Origin of the sequence: Actinoallomurus soli (genome assembly GCF_024055715.1) — a bacterium.
Lineage (GTDB): Bacteria > Actinomycetota > Actinomycetes > Streptosporangiales > Streptosporangiaceae > Actinoallomurus > Actinoallomurus soli.
The window spans coordinates 153855-180414 of record NZ_JAMXMV010000017.1; the positions used below are offsets into that span (position 1 = coordinate 153855).

The window sequence follows — 26560 nt, forward strand, 5'->3', positions numbered from 1 at the left end:
GAGTTCCGCCTTCACTTCCTGAGGTGATTGCGCACGATGCGTCGTCCGGTTCCGCCGGTCCGGCGAGTCCAGGCGTCCGGCGAGTCGATGGGGGCGGGAGGAAGAGCCCGCGGTGGCGCCGTCGCGGTGCTGGCCGGCCGGGTCTTCGCGCATGCCCGTCCGTCGGACGCCTCCGACCTCGCGGCGCTCGTCGGCACGGGCGGCGGTCTGGTGCTGACCGGTGCCAACCCGGTGCGGGCGGCCCGGCGGTGCCGGGAGGAGCAGGCGTTCGGCGGCCCGATCCTGTTCGACCTCGCGGCGGCGGAGGCGAAGGTCGCCACCCGCGATCGCCCGTTCGACGACGGCGGCGACGGGCTGATGGAGATCACCCTGGAGGAGCGCGTCCAGGGGCAGATCGACGCGGGCGCGGACGCGGCGCTCACTCCCACCGGGTACCTGCGGGCGGCGGACTTCGGTGCCGTGGAGGCGGCGATCGAGGGCGCGGTCGGCCTGGGCCGCGACGACGTCATCCTGTCGCTTCCCCTGGACGCCGGATGGCTGGCGCCGGGGCTGATCGACAAGGCGATCGGCGTGCTCGCCCAGGCGCCGATCGCGAAGGCGGTGATGCTGGGCGGCCGGCCGGACCCGCCGCGGCGGATGATGAACGGCCTGCTCGGCCTGCGCCGCCTCGTCACCGAGGTCCCGGACGTCGCTCTGTTCCGTACGGATCTGGCGGGGCTCGACGCGGTGGCGCAGGGTTGCCTGGCCGCCTCGATCGGGACCAGCGGCGCGCTGCGGCGGATCGTCCCGCCGGACGAGGCCGCGGTGTACGGACCGGCGAACGGGGACGACCGGTCGCCCGGCGTCCTGGTGCCCGACCTCCTCGCGTACGTGCGGGGCAGCGTGCTCGCCGAACGCTTCGGCGACCGGCCGGCGCCGCCGTGCCGCTGCGCCCGCTGCGGCGGCCGGAGCATCGTGAGCTTCCTCCGGCAGGAGGACTGGAAGGACGCGCGCCTGCACGGCGTCGCGGTCTGGACCGAGTGGGCGCGCAACCTCGTCCACCCCGACTCGCCGGACGGCCGTCGCCGTTACTGGCGGCGGCTCTGCCGGGACGCGATCGCCGCGCACGCCCGCTACAACACCTCCGTACGGGCGCGGGAGCCGGTGTTCGTGCCGCCGGAGTCGCTGTGGCTCTGGGCCGGTGAGGACACCGCCTCCGCGACGGCCGGGTGGGTCACGCCGGCGCGGCCCTGAGCGTTCGCAGGTGGAGCTCCTCGGCGAACACCCAGCCGGCGGGCGTGTGCGCCCGGCTCCCGAAGGGTTCAGGGGGCACGATGACCTCGGTGCCGGCGACGAGCCCGACCCCCCAGTAGTCGGCCTCCGCCCGCGCCTCGCCGAGGTCGGCGGGCGGGCCCGGCAGGACGACCAGGCGCGCGCAGTACGCGCCGAACCGCCCGGCGCGGTCGAGGCCGGCCCGCCAGGACGCCGCCCGGACGATGGCGAGCTCGGGGCGCAGGGGACGCCGCAGCCGCCGTACGACGCCCGTCGGCGTGAGGTCGGCGCATCCGGGCGGGAGCTCGCGGACGGCCCGCCGCTCCCTGGCCGACAAGGCGGTCCAGGGGACGGTCGCCCCGGCCGGCAGCCCCAGCAGAACGTCGAGCAGGTCGGCGCGGGTCACGCCGGTCAGCCCGGCGGCCGCCCGCCGCCGCCGCTCCGCCTCGTCGGGAACGTAGGCCATGGTCACCTCGACGCCCCGCATTCGTACGTCGGCCAGCAGGGCCGCGGGCCGGACGGTGCTGGGGGGAAGGGCCGCTCGGGACCCGGTCGCCGTCATGGCGGACCAGCCTGCCATGAGTACGGGCGCGCCCGCGCCCCGGCTCACCTGCGCCGGATGAGGAGCATGGCCGCGTCGTCGGCGATGCGGCCGCCGACGTGCCGGAGGACGTCGGCGCGCAGGTCTGCGAGCGCCTGTTCGGGATCGGCGGCCGTGAGCAGGTGCGCGCGCTCGGCCAGCGGGTAGAAGCGGCCCTCGCCGTCGCGGGCCTCGACGACCCCGTCGGTGTACAGCAGCATCTGGTCCGCGGGCGCGAACTTGATGCGGTAGGGGCGCGGGGCGGCGGCGCCGAGGTCGGACAGGCCGAACGGCGGAGCGACGTCGTCGGGTTCGGCGAACCGGCCTTCGCCGCCGCCGCGCAGCACGAACGGCGAAGGGTGACCGTAGTTGAGCAGCGTGACGATCTCGGCGTCGCCGAACTCGGCCAGCACGGCCGTGACGAACTTCTCGCCGGCGCCCTCCGCCGCCGTCCGCCCGGAACCGACCGCTCCCGCGCGCCCGGAGCCGGCCGCCGCCGTCCGCCCGGCGCCCGCCGCGGGCGGCCGGCCGGAGCCCTCCTGGACCGGACGGCCGGTGGGCTCCGCGCCCAGGCGGCGGCGCAGCGCGGCCTCGATGCGGGTCGCGACGCCGGTCAGGTCGGGCTCGTCGTAGGCGGCCTCACGGAACGCGCCGAGGACGTCCGCGGCCGTCTCGACCGCCTCCAGGCCCTTGCCCTGAACGTCCCCGACGATGACCCGGACGCCGTACGGGGTGGGAGTGACCTCGTACAGGTCGCCTCCGATGCTGGCCTCCGCCGTCGCGGAGGTGTAACCGACGGCGACGTGGATGGATCCGACGCGCCGGGGGACGGGGCGGAGCAGCACGCGCTGCGCCACCTCGGCCACGGACCGGACGTCGGCGAGGATGCGCTCGCGCTTCTTGCGGTCGGCGCTGGCCGCGACGCTCGCCGCCGCGACTCCGGCCATGGCGAGGAGCGTGAGGGTGTTGTGCCGGCGGCCGAGCGTGTGGTGGTGGTAGCTGAGAGCGGCGGACAGCGCCAGGGCGGTGAGGCCCACCAGCGCGGTGCGCCGGATCCCGCACCACAGGCTCGCGAAGGCGGGGCCGAGGACGAGCATCGGCCGGAATATGATGTCCGGGCTCGCCCAGAAGTCGACCAGGGCGACGAGCGCGAGCATGCCGAACGGCAGGGACCGCAGCAGCGGTCCGGGTCTCGAACGCGGTGTCTCGCTTATGGCGCACCCCCAGCCGATCGCCTTGCATTCGTGGGGAGAATAGCGCCGCCGGGCGGCCGGCTCCGTCACTTTCCGGCATGGCGGCCGTGGCGACGGATATGTCGTCCCGGCCTGCGGGCGACGTCGCGGGCGGATGTCCCCTGCGATATTATTGGATAGCCACTCAAAGGGGGATATTCGGTAAATATCGCTCGGTGAATAACGCGCGAACCAGGTGGATCCCGGGGCACTTCGCGGCTCGCCGCCGGGCAACCCCGTCGACCTGGGACGATGGCTCCGGGCCGATGGCGTCGCGGGCGTGCGTCACCGACTGTCGTACGCTCGTATTATCCTAACCCCCGACAAAGTTAGCTGAGAGAGGAATACCTCGTGGCGACGAAAGTCGTAATGGTGGATGATTTGGATGGGCATGACGGCGAAGACGTCGCCAAGCGGGATTTCGAGGTTTCTGGCGTAACGTACACCATCGATCTCGGCGATGAGAACTTCAAGCGTCTCGAAGAGCTCCTCGGAGAGCTCGCGCCGTATATCGAGAAGGCGGCCAAGGTCCGCCAAGCGGGCCGGGCCCGTAAGAGCGCGTCGGACACGGCGCCGCGCCTGCGCGGCTACTCCAACAGCGACGTACGCGAATGGGCCGTCGCCGAGGGCATCGAGGTGAGCGAGCGGGGCAAGATCGCCGACGAGGTCTACGAGAAGTTCATCGAGGCCCACCCGGACGCCAAGCCGGAGGAGTGACACGGCGCCGGCGGCCCGTTCGAGACCGACGGCGCCTCTCGAGGGCCACCTCCCGCGAGTCGTCCCTCAGAAGGTCGCCGGCGGGCCGAGGTTCCCGGCGTCGTCGACGGCCTGCACCACGACCTTCCGCGCGCCGGCCGGGATCGTGAGACTCTGCCGGCCGCCCGCGTCCACGGTCGCCGTGACGGTGGAGATCTTGCCGTCGGCGTCGACGCGGTAGGTCGCGGCGCGGCCGGCGTACCCGTCGTCGCCCGGCGCGGCGAAGCTCACGGTCGTGCCGTCCTGGCGAAGGTCGCGCAGGGCGCCGGGTGGACGGGTGTCCGTCCCGTACCGCCCGGTGCGCCGCTGATCGTGGTGGTAGGTCCATGACTCGGCGTCCGGTTTGCCGTCGGTCTTCCAGGCGAACAGATAACCCTCGCGCGTGGTCGTCACCAGGTCCGTGCGGCCGTCGCCGTCCAGGTCGCCGGCGGACGGGGAGAACAACGTCCACCCGCCGGTGAACTTCGGGAAGCCGGCGGCCTGGCCGGATGGCGTGAACGCGTGGATCGTCGAGGTGTCCCCGCCGTCGACGACCTCGGCCTTGCCGTCCCCGGTGACGTCCGTGATCAGCGGCGCGCCGAGGAAGTCCAGGCCGGTCCGCGCGTGCGGGTATCCCGAGACCGGGAGCGTGGTCGCGGCGTCGTAGCCGCGCTCGTAGTTGGCGATGGCGGTGCCGCTGCCGGGGTACAGCAGCGCGGCGATCAGCGACACCGCGCCCGACCCGGACTCGGCGTACCCGAGCCGCCCGGCGTCGCCGAACCGCCCGAACGCCCCGCTCGTCGTGAACGACGCGGGCAGGTCCACCGCCGGGGTCGGCGACGAGCCGGTCAGCAGCGCCCGTACGGCCGCCGCGTCGTGGCTCAACAGGGCGGACGCCGGGTTGTTGAGCGGCCCGTAGGCACCCCGGATCGTACCGTCGCCGCCGATGAGGAAGGTCGCGGAGAACGACGGGCCGGTGGCGACCTCGTCCTTGCCGTCGCCGTCCACGTCGGCGACCGCCGGGCTGTTCGCCGCCTCGGTGATGAACTCCTGCGCGCTGCCGTAGTACGTGATGATCGACGGCACCCGCACCGGCCAGCCCTTCACCGGCGAGCCGTCGGCGTGGTACGCGTACACGTAGTTCGCGCCGAGCGCCTGGATGCCCGCCCCGTGGCTCTCGGAGTGCTGGGAGCGCACCACGATCTCCGGTGTGTGGTCGCCGTCGAGGTCGGCCACGGCGGGGGTGGCGTCGAGCTTCGCGTCGTCGATCGCGGTGAGCCCCGAGGCCGGTTTCGGCGGGTCCGCCACGGTCACCGGCCAGCCGGGGACGTCCGAGCCGTCCGCGTGCCAGGCGTGCAGCCGCCCGTCCCAGCCGGCCTGCACGATCTCCAGGCCGGGCTTGCCGTCCAGGTCGACGAGGACGGGACAGGCGGTCGCGCCCTGGTGAGGGAGGCGGGTGTAGGGCAGCGCGGGCCGGGGGATCGCGGGTTTGCTCACGCCCGCGTCCAGGGTCTTGGGCCAGCCGGGCAGGAGCCTTCCCTGGGCGTCGAAGACGTACGTCCGGCCGGTCGTGCTGGTCACCACGACCTCCTGGCGCCCGTCGTGGAACAGGTCGCCGACGGCCACCGGGGCGATGATCGGCTCATGGCCCGGGTCGAAGCCGGGGATCCGGGCCGATTCGGTGTTCGTCGTCACGGGCCAGCCGGACAGCTCCCTGCCGCTCACCCCGTCGATGGCGTGCACCCGGCCGTCGGCGTCGCCGAACACGATGGCCTGGTGGCCCGAGCCCTGCAGGTCCGCGAGCGCGGGCTGGCTCTCCCCGCCGATCCCGAAGCGCTGCGGGAACCCCGCCCGCAGCGTGTCGTCGTGGTGGACGGCGATGGCGCGGCGCTCCTCGCCCATCCGGCCCGCGTCGTCCCACACGCGCAGCCGCAGGGTGACGGTGTACTGCTCGGTCGCCGACAGCTCCTTGTCGTCGGGCATCGCGTACGCCTTGTCCCAGAAGGACTGCGGCAGCCGGCTCAGGTCGAGCGTGCCCACCTTGCCGTCGTACGTCCCGGTGCCCTGCCCCGTGCCGGCCTCGATGAACGCCGAGTCGGCGGGCTCGATGCCCGGCGCGAACTCCAGTCGATAATGGAAGCTCCCGGCGCGGGAGGCGTCCACGTGCCCGGTGACCGGCACGGAGGAGGTCGTCGCCGGGTCGTACAGGGAGTACCAGTCCGGGCTCTCGATCCAGGTCGCGGGCGGGATGTCGCCCTTGGCGACCGCGGCGAGGGCCTTGGCGGCGTTCGGGCGGCCGTAGCCGTATTGCCGGTCCCATCCCGGCCGTCCGGGCCAGCCCAGGCCCGCGTCGTCGACGTCGCTCGCGGTCGCGCGCAGCACCTGCACCGCCTCGGCGTTGGTCAGCGGCCGGTCGATCTTCTTCTCCTTCGCGGCCTGCGCGCCGTAGGAGAGCAGCAGGCCGAACAGCCCGCCGGTCGTCGGGGTCGACTCGGACGTCGAGCCGCCCTGCGTGGCCACCGAGAACATCGCCTTCGCGCCGAACGACGTGAGGTTGGAGCGCTCGCGGTAGGTGTTCGTCAGCGTGTTGGCCAGGACGCCCGGCGCGCCCGCGGCGTTGGCGACCAGGCCGTTGCCGGGGATGACGTGCGGCCAGAACATACCGCCCTGGTGGTCCGTGGAGTCGAAGTCGTTGCTGGACTCCACCATGACGACGCCGTCGTTCCAGAACTTGTCCACGGCGCGGCGCATCGCGGAGGAGTACCCCAGGTCCGCCGTCGTGCTGACGATGACCTTGGCTCCGGCCCGGCCCGCGTACAGCCACGCGGCCGCGAGGTCGTCCGTACGGTCCAGCGCCTCGTCGCCGGCGCGGACCGGCAGCAGCCGGCACTTGGGACAGATGCCGACGCCGAACTTCCCGTTGTCGGCCTGCGCGGCCGCGACCCGCTGCTGGTCGTTGGCGTGGCCGTACGTGGAGTCGGGCGTCGCGGGGTCGTTCTGGTCGTCGTAGAAGTCCCAGCCGGAGATGTCGTCGGTGAACCCGTTCCCGTCGTCGTCCTTGCCGTCGGAGAACGCGACGATGAGGTCCTCCGGGTCGATGACGCCGTTGCCGTTCGTGTCGTGCACGCGTGGGTCGTCGGCGTAGTCGGCGGCGGTGACCGCGCCGTCCCCGTCCCGGTCGTAGGTGTCCGACCCGGCGGGTTTCGGCAGCTCGCCGGTGTTCAGGAAGACCTTGTTCGCGAGGTCGGCGACGTCCCCGTTGTGCCAGTTGATCCCGCCCTCGACGTAGGCGATCACCGTGTCCGGTGATCCGGTCGTGTAGTCCCGCCAGGCCGCGTCGACCGACATCCCGGCGGCCTTCTCCGGGTCCTTGGCGAGGGGCGTGCACTTCGGGATGAAGGAGTAGAGGTTGTGCTGCTGCCCGCCCGGCGCGGCCGTGGTGAGACAGCTCACCGGCGCGCCGTTCTCCACGGGCGCGTAGTCCGGGTCGTTGGGCGGCCCGGCGGGGAACACGTCCGCCGCCGCCGGCCGGGCGAGCATGATCAGCAGGGCGGGTACGACGGCGCATACGACGGCCGGGAGACGCCTCACGGGGGACCACCTCGATCAGTTGACCGCGTGGATCACTGTCCGCCAACAGCCGGGTGATGAGTAGCCCTCTGACCAGATGAGGACATGAGTTTTTCTCGCGTTAGCGCAGACGCGAGAAGGCCGGGCCCGCCGCGACGGACCCGGCCCTGCTCGAGGATCATGACTCCGTGCCGTCCGGCGACGGCCCGGAGGCGGACGTCACTGGTCCGGGCGGTCGACGTTGCCGCGCCAGGCGCCGGTCTCGCTGCCGCGCTCCTCGATGAACTCCTTGAAGCGCTTGAGGTCGTTCTTCGCCCGGTGCTTGACCATTCCGGTCTTGTCGGCGACGTTCTCGAGGAAGCCCTCGGGCTCGACCTCCAACTGCAGGGCGACCCGGGTGTTGTCGTCGTCGAGCCGATGGAAGGTCACCACGCCGGCGTTCTTGGGCTCCTCCACCGAGGTCCAGGCGATGCGCTCGTCGGGACGCTGCTCGGTGATCTGCGCGTCGTACTCGCGGGTCGCGCCTGCGACCTTCACCTTCCAGTGCGTGAGCGTGTCGTTGACCTGCCGGATCTCCTCCACGCCCTCCATGAACTGCGGGAAGTCCTCGAACTGGGTCCACTGGTTGTACGCCGTGTGAACCGGGACGTGGACGTCGATGCTCTCCATGACACTGCTCATCGTCCATCTCCTTCGCAGTCGTTTTCCGGTCAGGTGCCTCCGCTACCCGGTGAAACAGCACATAAACGAGTGTCCGATCCGGCCGGCCCTCCGATCCGAGATCATCGATCGATGACCCACACCGACGATCACGACTACTGGAACCACAACACCCACTACCACCGGTTGGTGCTCGACGCGATGCCCGACCCGTGCGAGGCGGCGCTGGACGTCGGGTGCGGTGAGGGGCTGCTCGCCCGCCGGCTCGCGACCCGGGCGCGCCGGGTCACCGGGGTCGACCGCTCGGCGGAGATGATCCGGCGGGCGCGCGAACGCGCCGGCGCGTCCGGCGGCCTGGAGTTCGTGGCGGCCGACTTCCTCCGGCACCCGTTCCCCGAGGGCGCGTACGACCTGGTCTGCTCGGTGGCGGTGATCCACCACATGGACTTCACGAGCGCGCTGACACGGATGGCGGATCTGCTGCGCCCCGGCGGGACCCTGGTGGTCGTCGGCCTGGCCCGCAACCGTACGCCTCTGGACTGGGCGCGCGACGTCGCGGTCCTGCCGGCCGTCATGGTCGTCGACCGCGTCCGCGGCAAGGCGGATCCGGCGGGCATGCCGATGGCGGACCCGGAGATGAGCTGGGGCCAGGTGCGCAGGGAGGCCCTGCGGCTGCTGCCCGGCGCCCGCTTCCGGCGGCACCTGTACTGGCGCTACTCGGTCCGCTGGCGCAGGCCCTGACCGACGAGCGTCCGCGATCAGGTGGTTCCGGCGGCCGCGCGGGGCCCGGCGGGGAGGCGGGCGGCGCGGAGCGCGGCGCGGCGGATCTTCCCGGCGTCGTCGCGCAGCGGCTCGGTGACGAACTCGAACGTCCGGGGGAGCTTGTACGCCGCGAGTCGCTCGCGCAGGTGGGCGAGCAGCGCCGCCTCGTCGACGTCCGTGTCGGCCTGGACGATGGCGTGCGGCACCGATCCGAGGTCCTCGTCGGGCAGCCCGACGACGGCGGCCGAGCGTACGGCCGGGTGCTCTTCGAGGACACCCTCGATCTCGGCCGGGTACACGTTGGACCCGCCGACGAGGATCATGTCGGTGTCGCGGTCGGTGAGGTAGAGATAGCCGTCGGCGTCGATGTAGCCGAGGTCGCCCAGGCACTCCCAGCGGCCGTCGGAGCGGGCCGTGGCGCCGATGTAGGTGTAGGTCGGCCCGGCGTCCGGGCGCATCCAGACCTGGCCGACCCGTCCCGGCCCGAGGGGCCGGCCGAGCTCGTCACGGACCTCGATGTCGCCGGTCAGCGGGCGGCCGACCGAGCCCCGGTGGGCGAGCCACTCGGTGCCGCTGATGCGGGTGACGGCCTGCGCCTCGGTCCCGGCGTACAGCTCCCAGATCCGTTCCGGGCCGAGCCAGTCGATCCACGCCTGCTTGAGCCACGGCGCGATCGGCGCGCCGAGGTGGAACAGCACGCGCAGCGCCGACAGGTCCGCGGCCGTGCGGTCGGCCTCCGGCAGCCGCCAGATCCGGTGCATCATCGTCGGCACGGCGTACATCCAGTCGACGCGGTGCCGCTCGGCGAGCCGGAGCGCCTCCGCCGCGTCGAAGCGCTCCATCAGGACCACGTGCTTGCCGAACAGCAGGGCCGCGGTGAGGGACATGAACGGGCCGTTGTGCGTCAGCGGCGCGGTCACCAGCGCCGCACCGCCCTCCGGCATCTGCGCCCCGAGGCCGAACAGGCCCGCGCGCTCGGCGATCCCGGGCTCCACGGTGGCGATCAGCTTGGGACGTCCGGTGCTGCCACCGGAGGCGAGGATCTTCCAGGGCTGCGGGACGATGCCCGGTGGCGCCGACTCCGGCTGGCCGGCCCCCGCAGACGGGGAAAGAGTGCCGGGGCCGCTCGCGGCGATCACGACCACGGGCCGGGCCAGCTCGACCACCGGCTCGCGTTCGGCGGCCGGCAGGCGGTCGGAGACCGGTACCGGGGTGCCGCCGGCCTTCCAGGCGGCCAGCAGCGCGACGACGAAGTCGACGCCGTTCGGCAGGACGATCGCGACGCGGTCGCCGACGCGGACGCCGTGGTCGCGCAGCTCCCACGCGAGGCGGTTCGCGCGCTCGTCCAGCTCGCGCCGGGACAGGGTGACCCCGCCGCAGGTCAGTGCCGGCGTCTCGGGTTCCGCCGCCGCGAGGCGTGTCAGTGCGACGCCGAGCGGGGTTCCGGTGCCTGCGGACATGTGGCTTCTCTTCCTTCGCGGCTCTGCTGCGGCTCATCCGCGGCGGGCGGCCGGCCGCGGTCCGTACGTCGATGGGGTCGATAAGTTACTTCACGTAACATAGGGTTCCTCCGCACCGCCGTGTCAAGCGGTTCCGGCATCGTCACCGCGTGTGCCGGGCGGCCCGCCCGTCATCCAGCCGGCGTCCCCGAACCCGCTCCAGAGAAGGTCCGTCAGCTGGGCGACGAGCTCCTCCCGGCCGACGTGGCGCCGGTCGAGCCACAGGTCCGCGCTGCTGCGCACCAGCCCGACCATGGCATGTCCCCAGGTCAGCAGCAGTGCCTGCCGCTCGGGGCTCTTGTCCTCGTTCACCGACGCCATGAAGCCCGCCAGGTCGTCCCCGATCATGCGCAGGAAGGCGTCGAGCGCGTCGCCGAGGGCCGGAGCGCCCTCCGCGCTGCCCCGCGTCAGGAACCGGTAGGTCTGCGGGGCCTCGTCGATCCGCCGCAGGATGACGTCGATGGCGGCGTGGGTGCGTTCGCGTGGATCGGCGTGGGCGGCCAGCGCCGCGCGCCAGTCGGCCAGCAACGCGACGGCGAACCGCTCGCCGACCGCGCGGGCCAGGCCGTTCTTGTCGCCGAAGTGACGGTAGACGATCGGTTTGGAGACACCGGCCTCGGCGGCGACGGCGTCCATGGAGACCTGGGGACCGTCCCGCGCGATGACCCGCTCCGCCGCGGCGAGCAACTGGTCGCGCCGCTGGGCCCGGGGCAGGCGCTTGGTGGCGGGCGGGTCGCCGCCGACGGCCGCCGGATCCACCGCGTCACCCCCATTCCGGTAGGGGCCCAAGCGTACGCGGACGCGGGACCGCGGTGCCCGCGCGAGCACCCCCGGGCGGGCACCGCGGCGCCCGCCCGGGCGCTCCCTCGGCGTGACCAGGCGGCCGGAGCCGTGCTCCGGCCGCCCGGTCCGTCCCGCCTCAGGGTCGGCCGGCGGCCTCCCAGACCGCGGCCAGCTGCCACGTGCCGTGGTCGCGGCGCAGCTCGTACGTCGCCGGGGTCTGGCTCCCGGCCGCGCGGGCCCGGACCTGCCACAGCTGGGTGTCGACGTCATCGCGGGGCCGCTGGAGCCCGAGCATCTTGACGAAGGTGATCACTTCGTAGCCGCAACCGTCCCAGGTGAAGCGGGCGGGGCGATCGGCGAGGACCTCTACCTGGACCGGTTCGTCGTACACACGCCGTCTCATACTCGCATTCTATTCGAACTGGTGTTCGAAAACGAGCATCCGGCCGCATTCTCGTACGTCCCCGGCGCATCCGGCTCGTTCGGCCCGTTCGGCCTGGATCAGGCGCTGATCAGCGCGCGGGCCTTCGCGGCCCGCACCGCCGCCGTGAGCGTCTCGATGTCGTACGCGCCGTGGTGCCGGCGGCCGTTGATGAAGAACGTCGGCGTGCCGGAGACGCCGCTGAGGTCGGCCGACTGGACGTCCTCGGCGACCCGGGAGGCGCCGGTCTGCTCGCGCAGGTCCCGGCGGAATCGCGCGACGTCCAGCCCGAGCTCTTCGGCGTACCGGATGAGGTCACCGAGCCGCAGGTCGCCCTGGTGGTCCATCAGCGTGTCGTGCATCTCCCAGAACGCCCCCTGCGCGGCCGCGGCCTCACTCGCCTCGGCGGCGAACTGCGCGTTCGGGTGCACGTCCTGCAGCGGGAGGTGCCGCCAGACGTACCGCACGTCGCCGTACCCGGCCAGCAGTTCGCGGACGACCGGCTCGGCCTGGCCGCAGTACGGGCACTCGAAGTCGCCGTACTCGACCAGCGTCACCAGCGCGTCCCGCTCGGGGCCGCGGATGTGGTCGCGGTCCGGGTCGACCGGCACCGCGAGGTCGACGATGCCCTCGGCCGTGCCCATCAGCGCCCGCAGCCGGAGCTGTGTGGGGAGCATGGCGGTCAGGCGGAACAGCACCCAGGTCAGGACCGACGCGACCAGCGCGGACGCGAGAATGCCGAGCTTCGCCTCCTCCAGCGGCGGACCGCTGAAGGCGAGCGTCGCGATCAGCAGCGACACGGTGAAGCCGATCCCCGCGATCGTCCCGCCGCCGAGCACGGCGGCCCAGCCGACGGGCGGCCGGACGCCGCCCCGGCTCAGCCGGGTGAGCAGCCACGTCGACGCGGTGATCCCGAGCGGCTTACCGACCACGTACGCGATGAGGATGCCGAGGGTGATCGGGGAGGTGAACGCACGGGACAGCAGGCCGCCGCTGATCGTGATGCCCGCGTTGGCCAGGGCGAACAGGGGAACGATCAGGTAACTCGTCCAGGGATGGAACAGCAGTTGCAGGCGCTCGTTCGGAGAGATGGCCGAGGCCAGCCCGCTGGTCGCGGTCCGCGCCAGTTCGGCGGTCGGCTGCTCGCGGAACGACCGGAACAGGTCGCTGGCGCGCTCCAGGTCCGTGCGGGCGGCCGGCGACGCGTACGTGATCAGCCCCATCGCCAGGCCCACGACGACGGGCTCGACACCGGACTTGAGCATCGCGACCCACCCCGCCGCGCCCAGCAGCAGGAAGACGATCCCGTACCGCACGCCCGTCGCGCGGACGAGCAGGATCGCGGCGAAGATGACGAGCGCCGCCAGAAGTGCGGACAACCTGACGGCCTCGCTGTAGAACACGCCGATGACCGCCAGGGCGACGAAATCGTCGACGACCGTGACCGTGAGCAGGAAGGCGTGCATCCGTGCGGGGAGCTTGGCGGCGGCCAGGCTGAGCATCCCCAGCGCGAACGCCGTGTCGGTCGACATCGCGACGCCCCAGCCGTGCGCCGCCGGGCCGCCGCCGTTCGCCGCCAGGTAGATGGCGATCGGGACGATCATGCCGCCGACGCCCGCGACCAGCGGCAGCACCAGACGCCGGCGGTCGCGCAACTCGCCCATGTCGAACTCCCGGCGGGCCTCCAGGCCGACGACGAAGAAGAAGAACGTCATCAGGCCGCTGTTCACCCAGGTCCGCAGGTCCAGCGACAACCCCGAGCCGCCGACGCGGATGGACAGCGCCGCGTGCCAGAGGCGTTCGTACGATGACGGGTCGACGTTCGCCCACACCAGCGCGACGATCGTCGCGGCCAGCAGCACCATCGCGCTGCCGGTCTCGGTCCGCAGGAACTCTCGCAGCGGGGTCTTCAGGTTCCACACCCACGCGGTCCGGCCGGAGTACGGGGCCATCTCCCGAGATTCGGTCATACACGAATTCTCACGCAGGTGAGGGGCAGGTCGGGCAGGCGCCGACCGGGTCGTCCGGGGCCCGGAGATCATCTCCTGCCCTGGTGGTGCCTCAGAGGCCGGGAAGCGGCGGTTCTCGAGGTGAGCCCCAGTCGGGGTTTCCTGGGGCGCAACCTTTACGTCTTTTAGGCCGGACGGGGTGCTTTGTGAGCTTCGTCTAGCTAGGCGGAGAACTCCGGAACGGTTCTACGGCATCCAGATCTCCGGGGACGCCGACGGCATCCAGATTTCCGGAGCCGCCTGGACGTGGTTCGCCCTAGGATGCGCCTGCCGGTCCCGGGCGTGTCCCAAGCCGGCGCCGAGTGCGATGACCGCCACGCCGGTGGCCGCGATCACACCCGCGGCTGCGCCTGCCAGGGCTTTCTTGTTGATGGGCGTGCTGCGGTCGGTGTTGCTGTTGGGGGTGGGTTGCACGGAGTGAAGGTTACGCGAGAGATCGCCGCGATACCACTGACTTAAGGAGATTCGTGCATGGCCGGCCTCACTCGGGAGAAGCGGACCGCCGACGATCGACTGCCGGACAGGGTGATGGTGGGCCTGCTGGCCAAGACGTTCCCGCCGACGCTGGTCGACGCCGTTGTGAAGGAGGCCGGCGTAGGTGAGCAGCGCACCCGCGTGCTCCCCGCCGGGCTCACCGTCTACTTCACGCTGGCCCTGTGGGTCTGGGCGAGGGCCGGATACGACGCCGTGCTGGGCAGGCTCCTCGACGGCCTGGCCTGGATCCGCGCCGATTGGGGCGGCAAGACGGTCCCGACCACGGGGGCGATCGCCAAGGCCCGGGCCCGGCTGGGCTGGCAGGTGATGGAGGCTCTGTTCGGCGAGGTCGCGGGCCCGGTCGGCGACCAGGGGACTCCGGGGGCGTTCTGGCGGGACCGGCGGGTCTGCTCGGTGGACGGACTGGCGGTGGACGTCCCGGACACGACCGCCAACGACGAGGCGTTCTGCCGGCCGGACCCGCGGAGGCCTCCCCAGGTCCGAGTGATCGCCCTCGCCGAATGCGCGACCGGTGCCGTCATCGACGCGGTGGTGGAGGGCGACCGGTCGGCTGCGCACAGACGGGCGGTCCAACTCGCCGATTCGGTGGACGAGAACACGCTTCTCCTGGCGGGGCGGAGCTTCGCGGGGGCGGAGGTGTGGAGCTCGCTGACCGAGCGCGGGCTGTGGCTGGTGTGGCGGACGGACTCGGCCGCGGGCCCGCCCGTGGAGGTCCTCGACGACGGCACCTACCTGGCCGACCTGTGGACCGGTCCAACGATGGCGGGGACGCCCGTACGCGTAAGGGTCGTCGAGTACACCGTCGAGGGCGAGGAAGGGGAGGATCCGGAGTCGTTCACGCTGATCACCTCGTTGACCGACCCGGACAAGGCGCCGGCGATCGAGCTCGCCCAGTTGTACGCCCGCAGGTGGCGGATACGCGAGTCCATCTCCGTCATCAAGGACAAGCGCGCGGGAGAGCCGGATCTGCGTTCGAAGTCGCCCGAAGTGGTCTATCAGGAGACCTGGGCGTTGCTCTGCGTCTACCAGGCGATACGCGATCTGGTCTGGGCGGCCGTCACCGGCGTGGGCCTGGACGCCAGCCGGATCAGCCTCAAACCGTGGCGCGGGGGTAGCTGCTAAGGAAGTGGCTTGCGCCCCTGGATGGTGGAGTTATTGCATCCCGCTGGTAGGAATGAATAACGCTGGGGTGAAACATTCTTCACGAGTATGCATTTCCAGCCTGTGGGGAAGAAAGCCGATACCTTGACGTCTTGGCCAGATCCGTCGCACATTTGGCCCCATGTGAGCGTGCCGCAGGCTTTTCCGCGAGTTGTGGGACAAGCGGTCTGCGGTGAGCGGAGGTCCACGGCGGATGGAGACGGACCGAAATTCCGGTGACGTCGCGTTTCATCTGTTCGGTCCCATCGAACTATTGATCGATGGGCGTTCGCACGATCTCGGTTCGCCGATGGAGCGATGCGTCCTCGCCCTCTTGTTGATGCAATGCGGCCGGCCGATGTCCTGCGACGTCCTCACGGCCCGGCTCTGGGGGGATGATCCTCCCGGCAAGGCGCGGAGCAATCTGTCCAGTTATATCTCCCGGACGCGCGGGCGCCTCCGTGCTGCCGGCAGTGACGCGCAGATCACGTCGAACGCTCAGACCTACACGCTCACGACCGATCCCGACTCCGTCGACCTGCACCGATTCCGCCGGCTGGGGCGCCAGGCCGACGCGATCGCCGACAGCGGCGACGCGACGGCGGCGGTAGGCCTGCTCCTGCAGGCGGATGAGCTCTGGCGCGGTGAGCCGCTGGCCGGTCTGCCGGGCGAGTGGACACCGGCCATGCGCCGAAGCCTTGAGGAGGAACGCCGCCGCGCCCGGCTGAAACGCATCGAGCTCGAATTGAGTCTGGGCCGCCACATCGAGATCATCGGTGAACTGCACCGCCTGGTCGCCAGGTATCCCCTGGACGAACGGTTCGCCGCCCAGCTAATGCTCGCCCTCTACCGAAGCGACCGCCAGGCCGACGCGCTGGCCGTCTATCGCGGGATCCAGCGGCGGCTGATGGAGACTCAGGGCGCGGACCCCGGAGCCACGCTACAGAGACTGCAACACCAGATCCTCGCCCGCGACGGCGAATTGGCCATCACACCACGGCACCGGAGCCCCGGCCATGGCCCGCAGCCCAAGACGTTACCGCCGCGCACGGTCCACTTCACCGGACGGACCCGCGAACTGCGCGCCCTCACCGGTACGGATCAGCGCAGAACGGGAATTCAGGCGGTGGTCGTCGAAGGCATGCCCGGAGTGGGTAAGACCACCCTCGCGGTTCACGCGGCGCACATCCTCGCCGATCGTTATCCCGACGCCCAGTTGCTGCTGCCGTTGCACGCCCACGATCCCCACCATCCCCATCTCGCTCCTGCCGGCGCCCTAGCGGAACTGCTCACCATGCTCGGCGTTCCGGCCGGTAGCGTTCCTCCGACGCCGGCGCGGCGCGCCGCCATGTGGCAGGCCGAGATGGCAGGGCGGCGGGCGATCATCGTGCTCGATGACGCCGCGGACGGAGATCAGGTCAGGCCCCTCATTCCCGCCGCGCGGGACTGTTTCACCATCATCACCGCCAGGAACAGGCTCAAGAACCTCGACGGCCTGCGGCAGATCTCCCTGGAGACACTGTCGCCGGACGAATCCCTGGTGCTGTTCAACCGCCTGGCCGACGCCGGCGACGCCGTCGACGAGGAGACCGCCACCCGGATCGTGAACCTGTGCGGCCACCTGCCCCTGGCGATTCATCTGGTCGCGAGCCAGATCGGGAGCGGGGCCGGATCACGGCCGCCGGAGGTCGTCGATGATCTCCAGACCGCCGGATCGACCATCCTCGATGTCGGCGTCGGCGGCGACGCCGTCCAGGCCGCCTTCGAATCGTCCTACCAGAGGCTCTCGCCGGACCAACGGCGGGTCTTCCGCCGGCTCGGAATCGATCCCTGTATCGACATCACGACGCATGCCGCAGCCGCCCTGTGCGGTACGACGCCATCGGACGTCGCGCCCGTCATCGACGGCCTCGTCGAATCCCACCTCCTCAACCGGGGGCCGGAAGGGCGGCTCTCCTTCCACGACCTCATCCGGGGGTACGCCTGCGATCGGGCCGAACGCGAAGACTCCTCACAAGAGCGGCGCAGGGCGCTGGGCCGGCTTCTGGACTATTACCTGCGCAGCGCGCAGCGCGCCGATCGGCTGCTCCATCCGCATCGTCGAAGAACCGCGACGGCGTCGTCCCGCCCGGCGGAGGACGTTCCCGTCGTGAACACCCGGGAAGACGCGCACGCGTGGATGGAGGCGGAGTGGCGTAACAGCCTCCGCGTGATCGAATACGCGATCGACCACGAATGGAAGACCCAGGGCGTCCGTCTCGCGCACGCGATGGCGGCGTTCCTGGACACCGCCGGGAAGTGGGGGCAGGCGGCGACGATCCACGAACGCGCGCTCCGGGCCGCCCGGGAACTCGGGGACGCTCGTCACCTCGCCCAGGCGTCGGCCGAACTCAGCCTCGACCGGCTCCGTACCGGGCGTCTCCGCGATGCGCTGGACCACGCCCAACGCGCCCTCGACGCCTACCGCGAGCTTCGGGATCCCCAAGCCGAGGCCGAATCACTCGACCACATCGGTGTCATCCACTGGTCCTCCGGAAGGAACCGAGAGGCCCTGGCCTACGGGCAGGAGGCGCTCGCCCTCTACCGGAGGATCGGCGACGACCGGGGCCAGGCGGACAGCCTGGCGCACTGCGGCATCGCCCGCTGGCACTTGGGCCGCTGCGAAGACGCGATGGACTGCCTGCGCCGGGCGCTCGCCCTGTACCGGCGGGTCGGGGACCGCCGCGGCGAGGCGAAGACGCTGAACAACATGGGAGAAGCGCTGCGGCAGCGCGGGTTCCACCGGGAGGCGACCAGTCTCTACCAGGAGTCGCTGGCCATCTTCAGCCAGATCTCGGGCCGGCAGAACAGCGCGATACTGAAGAACAACCTCGCCAACGTCCTGCAGTACAAGGGGAGATACCGGCCGGCCATCGACGCCTACCGCGAAGCACTCGTCGTGTTCCGTGAGACGGGGGACCGTAAGAACATCGCCGACGTCCTGAACAACATCGGAACCACCTACCAGATGATGGACCGCTACGACGAGGCGCTGATCCATCACAAGAAGGCCAGGGCCATCGCCGAGGCGATCGCCGACTCGTTCGAACGCACGTGGGCGATCCGGGGGATGGGCGACGCCTATCGGGGCATCGGCCGCTATCAGGACGCCCTCGACTGCTATCGGGAGGCCCTGGCGACGGCGCGCGAGATGGGCGATCTCTACCAAGAGGCACGGATCCATGACGGCGTCGCCACCGTGACGCTGCACCTGCACGGCAGCCAGGCGGCGAAGATCCGCTGGCGGCAGGCGCTCGATCTCTTCCAGGCGCTGGCCGTTCCCGAGGCGCGCTCGCTGGCGCTGCGCCTCACGGCCCTGGACGGCGTGGCCTCCTGAACCGCGTGGCCTCCTGAACCGCGTGGCCTCCTGAACCGCGTGGCCTCCTGAACCGCGTGGCCTTCTGAGCCGCGTGGCCTTCTGAGCCGCGTGGCCTTCTGAGCCGCCCTGAGCAGCCGTGCAAGGACGTCATCCCGCCGGCTGCAAGCGGCCGATCCACCCTCCCGGCCCACTGTGGGCTCGAGCGGTCCACCGAGGACCTGAGCCGGGAGGTCGGCGATGACCTGTGATGAGTGGAGACCGGGGCCGTACGGGCTCGACGCGGCAAAGGGGACGACGCTCGCCGGGAGGCGCAGCGTCCTGGTGGTGGTGCACCACCTCACGGCGGCGACGCGGCTCGCCGACGTCGTTCCGCTGGTGGAGGGCGACCGGCGGATCCAGGTCGTCTACACCGAGTCGCCGGCGTCGGTGCTGCGCGTCGGGGCGGGGGACCACCTGCGCGACCTGGGCGGCCTCCTCATCCCGTACCACCAGGCGATCCGGACGTCGTTCGACCTCGCGATCGCGGCCGGCGACGGCCGGCTCCAGGACCTGCACGCGCCGGTCCTGACGCTGCCGCACGGCGCGCCGCCCGGCGTCCTCGTCCATCGCTGGGCGGGACGGGGCCCGGCCGGGCGTCGTCCCCTGCCGGGCCTGCGGGCCGACGCGATCGCGGCAGGGGGGAGGGTCATCCCGTCCGCCCTGGCGGTCGCCCACGAGAGCCAGGTCCTGCAGGTGGGCGAGGTGTGCCCGGACGCGCTGCCCGTCACCTTCGTCGCCGGCGATCCGACCTTCGACCGGATGCTCGCCGGCGCCGGCCGGCGGGCGGCCTACCGGCAGGCGCTGGGCGCCGGGCCCGACCAGACGCTGGTGTTCGTCTCCTCCACCTGGGGACCGCGGTCCCTCCTGGGCCGCCACGACGATCTGCCGCTCCGGCTGGCCCGGGAGCTGCCCTCGGACCGGTACCGGATCGTGGTCGCGTTCCACCCGAACATCTGGTGCTGGCACGGCCGCCGGCAGGTGGCGGCGTGGTTCGACGACTGCCGGCGGCTGGGCGTACGGATCCTTCCTCCCGAACAGGGCTGGCAGGCGGCCCTGGTGGCCGCCGACCGTCTCATCGGCGACCACGGCTCGGTGACCGGCTACGGGGCCGCTCTCGGGGTCCCGACCCTCCTCGCGGCGTTCCCGGACGAGGACGTGATGGCCGGTTCCGCGGTCGCACTGCTGGGGCGATCGGCGCCACGGCTCGATCAGCACCGGCCGCTGGAGCCGCAGATCGCCGCCTGCACGCCCGGCCCCTCGGCCGCGCTGCGGTCGCGGCTCACCTCCCGCCCGGGGCAGGCGGCGGCGATCCTGCGCCGCCGGATGTACGAACTGCTGGGGTTGCCCGAGCCGCCCTCGGCGGCGCGTGTCGAGCCCGTCGCGCCGCCCCGGCCGCTGGAGGTGGTCCGGTGACCGTGCGGCTGGTGCGCAACGAACTCCGCGTCGGATCCCTCCCGCTCGCCGGCCCCGCGTCCCGGGGACCGGCCGTCCGGATCGGGGAGACGGTCATCTCGGTGGTGTCGGCGTCGCTTCCCCTCTCCTGCCCGTACGAGCCCGGCCGGGTGACCGACGAGCACCTGCGGGCGGAGGCGGACGAGGAGGACCCGGCCTGGCTGGCCGTGGCCGACGTGATCGTACGGGCCGGACCGGGCGCCCGGACGGGTCCGAGCGGCGCGCTCCTCGCGGTCGTCGAGGAAGCGTGTGAGCGGGTGGCCGTCCCGGGCGGCGGATGGGTGATCGACGTCCCCTCCTGGTATCCGCCGGGGGCGTTCGCGTCGTTCGTGCACACCTGGCTGGTCATCGGGAGGTCCCTGCGGTCCCTGACCGGGGCGTCCCTGCTGCCCGCTCATGGCGGCCCGGACTGCCGGATCCGGGCGAGGCGTGTCCTGACCTCCTCCGCGTCGGGCGCGCCGTGGGCCTCGTACATCGCCAGCGCCGACTCGAGATGAGCCCGCTCGTCCCGGGGCCGGCCGCGCCGGACCGCCATGTCCGCGAGGGCCACGTGGGCGTTGGCGGCCTCATGGGTGGCGCCGATCGACTCGCTGAGGTCCACCGCCGTGCGCAGCGCCCGCTCGGCCTCGTCGACCCGCCGCAGCTCCAAATAGGAGCGGGCAAGGCTGTCAAGCGACCGGACCTCGTTGTAGGGGTCCCCGTCGGCGTGGAAGAACTCCCGGGCCTCGACCAGGTGCCGGACGCTGTCCTCGGGCCGTCCGGCGGTTCGCAGCGCGTCACCGAGGCGGCGCGCCATGATCGCCATGCCCCGGCGGACGCCGAGGCGTTCGTTGAGACGCAGGGACATGGTGAAGGTCTCGATCGCGTCGTCCGGCCGTCCGAGGGCCAGCTCGGCCAGCCCGCGGATCTCCAGGGCGGTGGCCTCACCGGTCGGATGATCGGTCGCCCTTTCCAGCGCCACGGCCCGCGACGCGTGATCCAGTGCGGCCGCGAAGTCCTTGAGGTTCAGGTGTGCGGAGCCGAGCTGTTCGAGGATCCGTGCCTCGGCGCGACGGTCCCCGCAGGCGCGCGCCGCGTTCAGGCCGAGCTCGTGGGTGGCGAGCCAGTCGCGGTAGTGCTTGCGGTAGACGAACAACGGCCACAGCGCCTCACAGACCTCCCACGTCTCACGGTCGTGGCCGTGCTCGGCCGCGAGCCGCTGCACGGCGACGAGGTTGGTGCGTTCCGACTCGAGCCAGGCGAGGGCGTCCTCCCTGTCGAGCAGGGGGAGGAGCTCGGCGTCCGTATGGTGGTCCCTGAGCCGCCACCGCCCGGGGATCACGCTCACGTCCGCCACGGCCGCCCCGCGCAGGTAGTGGTCGACGATTCGTCGGATCGCGGCGCCGCGGGCGGCCGGCGTCTCGTCCCGGTCGGCGGCGGACCGCGCGTGCAGGCGCAACAGGTCGTGGAACCGGTAACGGTCGTCGTCGGTTTCCTGGAGCAGGTTGGCGTCGACGAGGACGTCCAGGACACGGGCGGCCGCCTCCGTGTCGAGCCCGGCCGCCGCGGCGGCGGCCGCGAGGTCGAAGTCGGGGCCGGGGTGCAGGCCGAGCAGCCGGTACGCGCATGCCGCGTCGTCGGGCAGCGCGGCGTACGACGCGTCGAAGACCGCTCGTACGGACAGGTCGTCGTCGACGTGCAGGGCGGCCAGCCGGCGTCTCTCGTCGTTGAGCTCGTCGACCAGGCGGGAGATGGGCCACCGGCGCCGGGTCGCCAGCCGCGCCGCGGACGTGCACAGCGCGAGGGGCAGCCGCCCGCACAGCTCCGCGAGCTCCCTGGCCTTGCCCGCCTCCCTCGCCGTGCGGTCGCTGCCGAGCATGCGGTCGAGCAGGGTCCGCGCACCGGTGTGGTCGAGCGGGTCGAGGTCCAGGAACGTCGCTCCGTGCATCGCCAGGCCCGACAGCTGCCGCCGCGCCGTGATGATCACAATGTTCGGGCCGTTACCGGGGAGCAAAGGCCGCACCTGTGCGGCGGAGACGGCGTTGTCGAGCACGATGATGAGTCGCCGTCCGGTGGTCAGGGACCGGAACAACGCCGACTGCTCCTCCGCCGCAAGTGGAACATCACCGGCGGCCACGCCCAGCGATCGAAGAAGACTGGCCAGGCCTTCTTCAGGTGTCAAATGGGGTATTCCGGAATATCCTTGGAGGTCGATATAGAGCTGGCCGTCGGGGTAGCCGGAGCTGACGCTCCGGAGCCAGCACAGGCCGAGCGTCGTCTTCCCGATCCCCCCTTGACCCGTGATTACGGCGAGCATCGTCCGAGCGTCTTCCGCGGCGTCACGCGCCAGGCGTTGCAGCGTGGCGATCTCTTGCTCACGGTTCGTGAAATGCGAGGGACATATCGGTAATTGTGCTGGTGTCGGATGCGATGCCGGGGGAGCGGCGTTGAAAATGATGTTCCCCTCAATGGACCGCGCTTGGACGCTGGCGCCCAGGGCGGCATCACGGATGGTGTTGCTTGTGATTTCGGGCTCTGACTCCTGCTCGCGGTCAGCGTGCTCGGTCACGAAGAACACCTCGGATATCGAGTGCAGTTCATCAACGCTAAAGCGGATCAAGACCATCTGCAAGGCGGTCTGTTGGTGCCGCGTCGTTCGCCGGGCGGGCCGGCGCCTCCCGGCGCTCGGAGTCACCGCTCGTCGGGGAGATCCGCGAGGATCCGGCGGGCCGCTCGCGGATGGCGCCGGATCAGGTCGGTGAGCTGCTCGAGCTCGGACCAGTGCGCGACACCGACGACCGGGACGCTCGCCAGTGTCGCGCGGAAGTCGTCCAGTGCCGCCTGGATCCGCCGGGCCCGGTCGGTGTCGTCATCGCCCATGAACCTTCGCCCTCCGTCCCCCCGGGGCGGTGGCGCCACCGTCCAGTCCCCGCGCGCCACCGCCCCCCGGACGCTCGAGGCGGCCCGCCAACCCACCGATGAAAGCGGCCGCCAGAACGTCTGGCCTCTCGGTGAGTAACCTAGCAGCTCCATAGAGCGGTGTATAGCGGTAGGCCGCTACCTGTGCGTTCGTGCAGCTCAACGGTGCTCTAGCGTGATCTCCGTGAGCGACGAGAAGCCGGTTTTCGACGAATCTGACCCGGAATACCGTTACAAGCAGGTCGCCGACCACATCGCGAAGCGCATCGAGAAGGGCGAGCTGCGGCCCGCCACGCGGCTCCCGGGGGAGCGCGACCTCGCGGTGGAGTACGGCGTGGCGCTCGGCACCGCCCGGCGCGCCGTCCGTGACCTACGGGAACGCCGGCTGGTCATCACCCTTCCCGCGAAGGGCACCTACATCCGCGCGCCGAAGAAGGACGACGGCGCCGACGGGTGAGGGTGATCCGGCCCGGCCTCACCTGAGGGTCGGTCACTCCCACCAGAAGGACCACAGGGAGCTGCCGCAGATCTCCTCGGCGTGCCCTTCCAGGGTCCCGGGCCCCTGCAGGATGACCTCCGGGCAGAACGTCCAGTGCTCGGCCGCGACGTGCAGCGCGTGCCGGAAGGTGGTCGGCGGCGCGGCGACGCTCAGCTCCAGCGTGTTGAACCCGATCCCGATGAGGCGCGCCCCGAACCGGTCCTCCCAGCTGCGCACCACCGCCGAAAGGGGCGCGGTCCAGGGATTGTGGTGACGCGCGCCCTGCCACCCCATCGCGGTCAGCGCGTCGGCGCCGCGGGTCACGGGCACGAGCCCCAGGGGCCGCCCGTCGAGGACCTCCACGCACCGCCCGGCGAGGGCGTCGGGATCCTCTCTCCGCTCACCCGGAGGGGCCAGGCCGGGGGAGTAGCGGCCGAAGGGGGTGATGTCCGCGGCGGGCTCGTCCCATTCGGCCCAGACCTCGGCCATGAACGCGGCCGCGTCGTAGTTGTCGATCTCGTCGATCGGCTCGGGTGCGATCTGGCCGGTGGACCACGGCTGCGTGGTGTCCTCCAGCATCACCGGCCACAGACCCGACGCGTGGGTCTCGGCCCGCAGCCGGGACCACAGCGCGCACGGCGCCGGGTCGTCGCTGATCCAGAAGGCGGGCCGCTTGGCCGGCTGATGCTGCGGGTAGCCCGGGTCGGGCCAGACCACGTATCCGGACGGGAGTGTCACTGAGAGTGTCCGACCGGCGCCGCCGTCGGGGAAGAGTTCAGCCACTTCTGGCGGCAGCCGTTCGTGATAGTCCATCGCAGTCGCTCCGGCGCCGGGCGGATCCCGGCGCTGCGGAGATCGTAGTGCGGCCGGGCCGCCCGTGTGCGGGCGGCCCGGCCGCATGGTCCGGAGTCTGCGGGCCTCGGCTCTTCCGAGGCCGCGGACCTCAGCTCTTCGAGGCCGCGGCGAGCGCCGTCTGGCCGCTGAAGACCGGCAGGTAACCGCTGGCGTGGCCGGTCGCCGTCGGGTGGTAGGAGTTGCCGATCGGCCAGGTCACCGCGTTGAGCCAGTTGTCGCCCGAGCACAGCTCGTGCCCGGCGAACTGGCCGCGTACGTCGGCGAAGGTGAACCCGGCGTTGGCCGCGGCCTTGCCGATCACGGTGTCGAGCTCGTCGGCGGCGCTGTTCAGGGCGACGTGCTTGGTGTGGCTCATCCCGATGCACCCGGAGTCGTTGGTGATGTAAAGGTGCGGATAGTCGAGCACGACGACGTGCGCGTTCGGGGCCTTCGACCGGATCGACGAGTAGACGTTGTTCAGCAGGCCCGGAAGCTGCGTGTCGGCGAAGTTCTTCGCGGTGTTCACCGCGCTGACGCAGGACGAGTCCGAACTCAGGACGCAGGTCTGCATGACGTTGCTGAATCCGGCGTCGTTGCCGCCGATCGTGATGCTCACCAGCGAGGTGCTCGAGTTGAGCGAGCCGAGCTGGCTGTTCAGCACGTCGCCGGTCTTGGCGCCGGCGCAGGCGGCGAACGCGAACGAGGCGGGGGAGTGCGCGGCGGCCCACTTGGCGGGGTAGGCGTTGCTGCTGCGCTGGCAGGCGCTGTCCAGGTCGTACGAACCGGCACCGGTGCCCGACGAGTACGAGTCGCCGAGCGCAACGTAATTGGTCGTCGACGCCGAGGCGGAGGTGGCGGCGCCGGCCACGGTGGCGGCCGAAACGGCCAGCGCACACGCTGCGGAGACGACGAGGCGGGGGAGTTTCATCGACTCTCCTGAATGGGGGGGACGGAGGCTCGACTAACTCAAGCACCGAAATCCCCGTTTGAGGAGAAGCCGAAATCGGCCAGTTTTCGTGACCGATTCAGTCGTTGACATCCGACGGAACAGATGTCAGATTTGTTAACTATTGTCAGAGACGGTCGATTTCGGCGTTCCGGTGAAAGGCACGGGTCGACCTGCGGTTTCTCAGGCGAGGGCCACCTGGGAGTCGCGGCCGAGCGCGATCAGCGCGAGATTGCGCAGTGAAACCGATCCCGGGCGCAGGTAGTCACCGTGGCCTCCGGGCCCGGCCGCGAAGACCCGCGCGCCGAACGCCGGCGACACCGGGTCGGTGCCGAAACCCAGTCCGAGCACCCGCACATGCGGGACCATCCCGATCCAGTCGCTCGCCCCACGCCCCGCCCAGACCCGGGCCCGCGTGCCCAGGCCGGCCGCGCTGGACGCCGACATCCCCGGGCTCCCGAACGCCGCCACGGCGTTGACGGGCAGGCCTCTGACCGCCTCACCGCACACGACCGATCCGTAGCTGTGACAGAGCAGGGTCGTGTCGGCGGACGGGTTGAGGCGGTGGACATCGGTCACGAACCGGCGGAGCCGGGCCGCGCCCGTGTCGGCGCGGAAGTCCGTGATGACCCCCGGGCTCGTCACCTTCGGCGGGCTGTAGCCCAGCCAGGCGACCACGGCCAGATTCGTACCCGGCTCGATCCGGCGGGCCTGGCCGAGCAGCGCCCGCGCCCCGCCGCCCGGCGTGGCGTACGGCCGGCTCCCTCGGACGTCGAACGTCGTCAGGGTCGTGTCGGCGCCCGGCACCAGGATCGCCACCCGCCGCGCGTGCGCGAGGTCACCGAGGACCTCGACGCCACGGCCGGTGCCGCGCGCGTCGAAGAACAGGAACTGGCGGCCGGGCGTCATGAGGCGGGTCAGCGACCGGGCCATCGCGAAGTCCTGGATCCGTCGCGCCGTCTTCAGCGCGGCCCCCATCGCGCGGCGGTTCGCCTTATAGCGGGCGGCGAGGGTCGACACCGACAGGGCCGGCAGGGCCCCGGGCTTGGCGTACATGTTGACGCGTCCCGCGCCGAGGGTCGTCACCCAGATCGCGATCACGACCGCGACGGCCGCCAGGCACCTGCTGAGTCCACGGGTACGAGGCAGTCGAGGTGTGATCATACGGGGGATCCTCCAGGTGACGAGGCACGGCGTGAGCGGGAGCCGGATCCGGACGAGGCCGGCCGCGCACCCGCCGGCCGGCTCTGGAAGAGGCTCCCACGCGGCACCGGGCCACAGCATAGGTCACTTCGATTGTCACCATGCCGTGGTCGGGCCGCTGCGAAGTGAGACGGGCGGCCGGGGTCGTTGGTTCGCCCCCGCCGCCCCCCCATCCCACCGGACCCACCCAGCCGCTCCCGGTCCGGCACAACCGA

General features: G+C 71.7%; 22 protein-coding genes. 8 read left to right on the plus strand and 14 right to left on the minus strand.

Annotation, left to right across the window (positions count from 1 at the left end; translation table 11 throughout):
* Positions 1-36: 36 nt before the first annotated feature.
* The gene (locus NDW01_RS32555; protein ID WP_252828186.1) at positions 37-1233 is read left to right on the plus strand and encodes a hypothetical protein; all 1197 of its coding nucleotides are present in this window, start codon (positions 37-39) and stop codon (positions 1231-1233) included.
* On the opposite strand, the gene NDW01_RS32560 is transcribed toward NDW01_RS32555, so the two are convergent.
* On the minus strand, positions 1214-1813 hold the full coding sequence (locus NDW01_RS32560; protein ID WP_252828187.1) for a hypothetical protein: 600 nt from the start codon (positions 1811-1813) through the stop codon (positions 1214-1216). The two genes, NDW01_RS32555 and NDW01_RS32560, sit on opposite strands and share 20 nt — an antisense overlap.
* A 44-nt stretch (positions 1814-1857) precedes the next feature.
* Positions 1858-3114, minus strand: coding sequence for a PP2C family protein-serine/threonine phosphatase (locus NDW01_RS32565; protein WP_252828188.1), 1257 nt, complete (start codon positions 3112-3114; stop codon positions 1858-1860).
* 300 nt (positions 3115-3414) lie between these two features.
* Here NDW01_RS32565 and NDW01_RS32570 point away from each other — a divergent pair, with 300 nt between their 5' ends.
* Positions 3415-3780: a histone-like nucleoid-structuring protein Lsr2 gene (locus NDW01_RS32570; RefSeq protein WP_252786098.1), complete on the plus strand. Its 366-nt coding sequence runs from the start codon at positions 3415-3417 to the stop codon at positions 3778-3780.
* 66 nt (positions 3781-3846) lie between these two features.
* On the opposite strand, the gene NDW01_RS32575 is transcribed toward NDW01_RS32570, so the two are convergent.
* Together NDW01_RS32575 and NDW01_RS32580 are read right to left on the minus strand one after the other, a co-directional pair.
* A complete protein-coding gene (locus NDW01_RS32575; RefSeq protein ID WP_252828189.1) occupies positions 3847-7389 on the minus strand; it encodes an FG-GAP-like repeat-containing protein in 3543 nt (1180 codons plus the stop codon).
* 198 nt (positions 7390-7587) lie between these two features.
* Positions 7588-8049 carry an SRPBCC family protein gene (locus NDW01_RS32580; protein WP_252828190.1) on the minus strand — a complete coding sequence of 154 codons (462 nt, stop codon included), beginning with the start codon at positions 8047-8049 and terminating at the stop codon, positions 7588-7590.
* A 111-nt stretch (positions 8050-8160) separates the two neighbouring features.
* On the opposite strand from NDW01_RS32580, the gene NDW01_RS32585 reads away from it, so the two are divergent.
* Positions 8161-8769, plus strand: coding sequence for a class I SAM-dependent methyltransferase (locus NDW01_RS32585; RefSeq protein WP_252828191.1), 609 nt, complete (start codon positions 8161-8163; stop codon positions 8767-8769).
* Positions 8770-8786: 17 nt separating this feature from the next.
* Here NDW01_RS32585 and NDW01_RS32590 read toward each other — a convergent pair whose 3' ends face one another.
* The 5 genes from NDW01_RS32590 to NDW01_RS32610 all read right to left on the minus strand — a co-directional run bounded on the left by NDW01_RS32590 (position 8787) and on the right by NDW01_RS32610 (position 13916).
* Complete coding sequence (locus NDW01_RS32590; protein WP_252828192.1) at positions 8787-10250, minus strand: AMP-binding protein; 1464 nt, start codon at positions 10248-10250, stop codon at positions 8787-8789.
* Positions 10251-10373: 123 nt separating this feature from the next.
* On the minus strand, positions 10374-11048 hold the full coding sequence (locus tag NDW01_RS32595; RefSeq protein WP_252828193.1) for a TetR family transcriptional regulator: 675 nt from the start codon (positions 11046-11048) through the stop codon (positions 10374-10376).
* Between the two features lie 160 nt (positions 11049-11208).
* Positions 11209-11475 (minus strand): hypothetical protein, encoded by a 267-nt coding sequence (locus NDW01_RS32600; protein WP_252786089.1) that lies wholly within the window; start codon positions 11473-11475, stop codon positions 11209-11211.
* Between the two features lie 98 nt (positions 11476-11573).
* A complete protein-coding gene (gene nhaA, locus NDW01_RS32605; RefSeq protein WP_252828194.1) occupies positions 11574-13463 on the minus strand; it encodes a Na+/H+ antiporter NhaA in 1890 nt (629 codons plus the stop codon).
* A gap of 225 nt (positions 13464-13688) precedes the next feature.
* Positions 13689-13916: a hypothetical protein gene (locus NDW01_RS32610; protein WP_252828195.1), complete on the minus strand. Its 228-nt coding sequence runs from the start codon at positions 13914-13916 to the stop codon at positions 13689-13691.
* A 57-nt stretch (positions 13917-13973) separates the two neighbouring features.
* On the opposite strand from NDW01_RS32610, the gene NDW01_RS32615 reads away from it, so the two are divergent.
* The 4 genes from NDW01_RS32615 to NDW01_RS32630 all read left to right on the plus strand — a co-directional run bounded on the left by NDW01_RS32615 (position 13974) and on the right by NDW01_RS32630 (position 20483).
* The gene (locus NDW01_RS32615) at positions 13974-15119 is read left to right on the plus strand and encodes an IS4 family transposase (RefSeq protein ID WP_252828196.1); all 1146 of its coding nucleotides are present in this window, start codon (positions 13974-13976) and stop codon (positions 15117-15119) included.
* 376 nt (positions 15120-15495) lie between these two features.
* A complete protein-coding gene (locus NDW01_RS32620; protein ID WP_252828197.1) occupies positions 15496-18513 on the plus strand; it encodes an AfsR/SARP family transcriptional regulator in 3018 nt (1005 codons plus the stop codon).
* Between the two features lie 219 nt (positions 18514-18732).
* Positions 18733-19947 (plus strand): hypothetical protein, encoded by a 1215-nt coding sequence (locus tag NDW01_RS32625; protein WP_252828198.1) that lies wholly within the window; start codon positions 18733-18735, stop codon positions 19945-19947.
* Complete coding sequence (locus NDW01_RS32630) at positions 19944-20483, plus strand: hypothetical protein (protein ID WP_252828199.1); 540 nt, start codon at positions 19944-19946, stop codon at positions 20481-20483. Before NDW01_RS32625 ends, NDW01_RS32630 begins: the two co-directional genes overlap by 4 nt.
* Here NDW01_RS32630 and NDW01_RS32635 read toward each other — a convergent pair.
* Both NDW01_RS32635 and NDW01_RS32640 read right to left on the minus strand, forming a co-directional pair.
* Positions 20381-22102 carry a tetratricopeptide repeat protein gene (locus tag NDW01_RS32635; RefSeq protein WP_406567777.1) on the minus strand — a complete coding sequence of 574 codons (1722 nt, stop codon included), beginning with the start codon at positions 22100-22102 and terminating at the stop codon, positions 20381-20383. The two genes, NDW01_RS32630 and NDW01_RS32635, sit on opposite strands and share 103 nt — an antisense overlap.
* A 554-nt stretch (positions 22103-22656) precedes the next feature.
* A complete protein-coding gene (locus NDW01_RS32640) occupies positions 22657-22845 on the minus strand; it encodes a hypothetical protein (protein WP_252828201.1) in 189 nt (62 codons plus the stop codon).
* A 223-nt stretch (positions 22846-23068) separates the two neighbouring features.
* Between NDW01_RS32640 and NDW01_RS32645 the strand changes: the two genes are divergently transcribed.
* Positions 23069-23341 (plus strand): winged helix-turn-helix domain-containing protein, encoded by a 273-nt coding sequence (locus NDW01_RS32645; protein WP_252828202.1) that lies wholly within the window; start codon positions 23069-23071, stop codon positions 23339-23341.
* Between the two features lie 33 nt (positions 23342-23374).
* On the opposite strand, the gene NDW01_RS32650 is transcribed toward NDW01_RS32645, so the two are convergent.
* From NDW01_RS32650 to NDW01_RS32660, 3 genes are all read right to left on the minus strand, one after another.
* Positions 23375-24100, minus strand: a complete 726-nt coding sequence (locus NDW01_RS32650; protein ID WP_252828203.1) for a DUF4253 domain-containing protein — start codon at positions 24098-24100, stop codon at positions 23375-23377.
* 205 nt (positions 24101-24305) lie between these two features.
* The gene (locus NDW01_RS32655; RefSeq protein ID WP_252828204.1) at positions 24306-25124 is read right to left on the minus strand and encodes an SGNH/GDSL hydrolase family protein; all 819 of its coding nucleotides are present in this window, start codon (positions 25122-25124) and stop codon (positions 24306-24308) included.
* Positions 25125-25325: 201 nt separating this feature from the next.
* Entirely contained in the window at positions 25326-26306 is a 981-nt protein-coding gene (locus NDW01_RS32660; protein ID WP_252828205.1) for an alpha/beta hydrolase, read from the minus strand.
* Positions 26307-26560: the final 254 nt, after the last annotated feature.